Raw genomic sequence first — 3435 nt, 5'->3', positions numbered from 1 at the left:
ACCACATGTTCATTGCCCGTAAGAGCATCTTTGTGCCTTTTCCCAGTAAAAGACCCGCATCTGCATGACCCGAAAGAGCACTATTTAACTTTTCGCAGTAAATGAAAAACATCTTCCTTGTCCATAAGTTCCTCCTTTTTCCTTTTTGAGTATATAGGAGTAGGACAAGGAACCTGAGTATAAAAGAGGTGAGGAGAGCGTGATTTTTCACTATAAATGCCCGAGCTGTGGGAGTGATATGAGCTTTGATGCTGACTCAGGCGAGTTATCCTGTCAGAGCTGCGGAAGACAAGAGAGTATCGAAAATTATCCAGAAGAGTTGAGGAGAGCCACGTTTTCAGAGGATGAGACCAATGAATATCAATGTGATAATTGTGGGGCTGTTTTAATTACAACAGCTGAGACCGCTGCTACAAGCTGCAGTTTTTGCGGGGCTGGTGTGGTCATTGCGAATCGGCTGTCAGGTCATCTTGCCCCTACCAAGGTGATTCCTTTTACAATTAGTAAGGAAGAGGCAACGGAGGCTTTTAAAAAATGGTGCAGAAAAGGGCTTCTTACGCCGAAGGGTTTCATGATTGCAGACCGAATTAAGAGTATAACAGGCATGTATGTGCCTTTTTGGTTATTCGATCTGAATAGCAAGGTGCAGGTTAATGCCACTTGCACGAAGGTCAGAACCTATACAAAAGGGGAGTATATTTATACGGAAACGAATTATTATGACGTTTTCCGTGATATAAACCTTGATTACGTCAAAATTCCAGTGGATGCATCGGAAAAAATGCATGATGACTTAATGGATAAATTGGAGCCATACCCGTATGATCAACTAAAGGATTTTAAAACACCTTATTTGGCTGGATTTATTGCGGAAAAATATAACTATACGGATGACGAACTGTTTCCAAGGGCGAAAGATAAAATAAACGACTATATTGAGTCCTATATTCGTTCAACATTTTTGGGCTATCAATCAGTCAATTATAAGAATAAGCAAATTGATACGAGAAATGTAAGCAGCTATTATGTTTTACTGCCTGTGTGGATGGTCAGCTATGATTTCAATCAAGCCGAGCATGTTTTTGCGATGAATGGGCAAACAGGGAAAGTGGTTGGCAAACCGCCAATTAGTTCGGGCAAAGTGGCTATGTGGTTTAGCGGGATTGCAGCCGGAACCTTTATCGCCCTTAAATGTACCTCCTATTTGATGGGAGGTGGCTTTTGGTGAGCGGAAGTTATGTAAACAAACGATGCCTCTTTTTCCTTTTCGCCGTATTCCTGCTACTGTTGCCGTGGGGGCTACCGGCCAAAGCAGATTCGCTTAATCAGACGAAGTATATTTATGATTATGCTCAGCTGCTAACGGATGACGAAGTGGCTGAATTAGAATCTTTAGCTAGGGAGCTGGGAGAGGAAAGAAATACGGTGTTTCTGGTCATTACGGCAAATGGTACGGAAGGGAAGGACATCGTTCCCTATGTAGAGGATTTCTATGATGAGCAGGCTCCAGGCTATGACCAGCCGCATGGAAATACGGCGATATTAACGATTGATATGCAAGAAAGAGATGTGTATTTAGCTGGATTTAAAAAGGCGGAGCAGTATTTGGATAGCGGGCGGCTTGATATGATTCGAAATAAAATTACCCCAGAATTATCGGAAGGTCAATATTATCAAGCCTTTTCTGCGTTTATTTACACGGCCCATCATTACATNNGAGCCAGGTGTGAATCCGGAAAACCTGCTTTTTAAATGGTGGTTTCAATTAGCGGCAGCCTTATTGACAGCCGGCATCATTGTGACGATTATGGGCTATCGCTCTGGCGGCAGGGTCACAGTAAATGCCAGGACCTATATGGATAGTGCCCAATCTGGAGTGCTTAACCAATACGATCATTTTGTGAGAAAAACCGTGACGAAGCATAAGAAGCCATCCTCCAATTCAAGCGGCGGTGGAGGCGGTGGCGGAATCAGCAGAGGAGGTCACTCGCATAGCGGAAGCAGAGGCAAGTTTTAACTAGATGCTCAGATTTTCGAAGGAAATTTATCGAGCCAGCGCAGGTATTATCTGAGCGCAAATACGTCAAGGTGTATTTGATAGAAGGGAGCAAATAATCGATGTCTTTTTTTAGAAACCAATTTGCAAATGTAGTGGAATGGCAAGAATTTAGAGATGATATGATTTTTTATAAATGGAGCAATCGGGAGATTAAAAAGGGGAGCAAATTGATTATTCGCCCTGGTCAGGATGCGATCTTCTTTAATAATGGGAAAATCGAAGGGGTATTTCGTGATGAAGGGGAGTATGATATCGAATCGCAAATTATTCCCTTTTTATCGACATTAAAGGGGTTCAGGTTTGGGTTTAATAGTGGCATGCGTGTCGAAGTGCTGTTTGTGAACACGAAGGAGTTTATTGAAAAGTGGGGAACGAAAAATGCGATTAATATCCCAACGCTAGGACTACCGGGCGGCATGCCGATTCGTGCGAACGGTACATTTCATTTTAAAGTAAATGATTATGTAGCCTTAATTGACCAAATAGCTGGAGTTCGCGAGCAATATGTCGTAGAGGATGTCAAAATACGGATTACTTCGATCCTTGACCAGCTCTTGATGAAATGGATTTCAAGGGAGGGGAAGGACATGTTCAATCTCCAATCTAATTCCTTTGAAATTTCTAAAGGGATTCAAGAGGATTTAGATATGCAGATGATCAAGAGCGGCATCACGATCACAGGATTTAATGTCATGAGCTTCAGCTATCCAAAAGAGATTCAAGATATGATTACGAAGAATGCTTCACATGGAATGGTCGGTAATGTTGATCGGTACCAGCAGATTTCCATTACGGATGGCATGGCTTCAGGAAAAATGAGCGGAGGGGGAGCCGCATCCGATATGGCTGGGATGATGATGGGGATGAATATCGCGGGCAAAATGCTGAATCAAATGAATCAGCAGAGTCAAGGTCAGCCTGCCACCTCTCAAAATGCACAATCACCTTCACAACCGAATGCTGGCGAGCAAAAAAGACCTAATTTCTGCCCTAATTGTGGGACAAAAACAGGTGAAGGCAATTTCTGCTCGAACTGTGGGCATAAACTTGTTTAACGTAGCCGGAGCGTCTTAGCATCAGACATTTTAACAGCCACTTTGGGAAGGGATCCTCCCTGTCCCTTCCCATTTTTAATAGGGTAGAATTGGCAATTAAGAGGCCATTTACTTTTCCACGACTAGCATTTTTAGTAACTCTTTCAATGCAAATGAATGGTAGGCTCCTTTTTTTGTAATAATTCCGAGCTTCCACAAAAGAGTGGAGTTTTCGAGAGGGATAATTTTGACATTCTGATTAGATTGTTTGTTAAATATTGATTTAGGCAAGAGTGTAATTCCAAGATTCGATGAGACAAGTTCGATAATGAGATCCCATTG

General features: G+C 42.4%; 3 protein-coding genes and 1 pseudogene. 3 read left to right on the top strand and 1 reads right to left on the bottom strand.

Going from position 1 to position 3435, the window contains the following annotated elements:
* Window positions 1-199 precede the first annotated feature (199 nt).
* The 3 genes and pseudogenes from V7149_RS22600 to V7149_RS22585 all read left to right on the top strand — a co-directional run bounded on the left by V7149_RS22600 (window position 200) and on the right by V7149_RS22585 (window position 3114).
* The gene (locus V7149_RS22600) at window positions 200-1228 is read left to right on the top strand and encodes a TFIIB-type zinc ribbon-containing protein (RefSeq protein ID WP_335347834.1); all 1029 of its coding nucleotides are present in this window, start codon (window positions 200-202) and stop codon (window positions 1226-1228) included.
* A pseudogene (locus tag V7149_RS26650) lies at window positions 1192-2017 on the top strand (TPM domain-containing protein). The gene V7149_RS22600 and the pseudogene V7149_RS26650 overlap by 37 nt, the downstream one beginning before the upstream one ends.
* A 101-nt stretch (window positions 2018-2118) precedes the next feature.
* Window positions 2119-3114, top strand: coding sequence for an SPFH domain-containing protein (locus V7149_RS22585; protein ID WP_335347831.1), 996 nt, complete (start codon window positions 2119-2121; stop codon window positions 3112-3114).
* A gap of 108 nt (window positions 3115-3222) precedes the next feature.
* Here V7149_RS22585 and V7149_RS22580 read toward each other — a convergent pair.
* On the bottom strand, window positions 3223-3435 hold a 213-nt coding region (locus V7149_RS22580; RefSeq protein ID WP_335347830.1), incomplete at its 5' end, for a LysR substrate-binding domain-containing protein.

Source organism: Bacillus sp. JJ1503 (genome assembly GCF_036965125.1).
In the GTDB taxonomy this organism is placed as follows: Bacteria; Bacillota; Bacilli; order Bacillales; family Cytobacillaceae; genus Cytobacillus.
The sequence above is the reverse complement of the archived record's forward strand: the minus strand, read 5'-3'. Positions and strand labels throughout refer to the sequence as shown.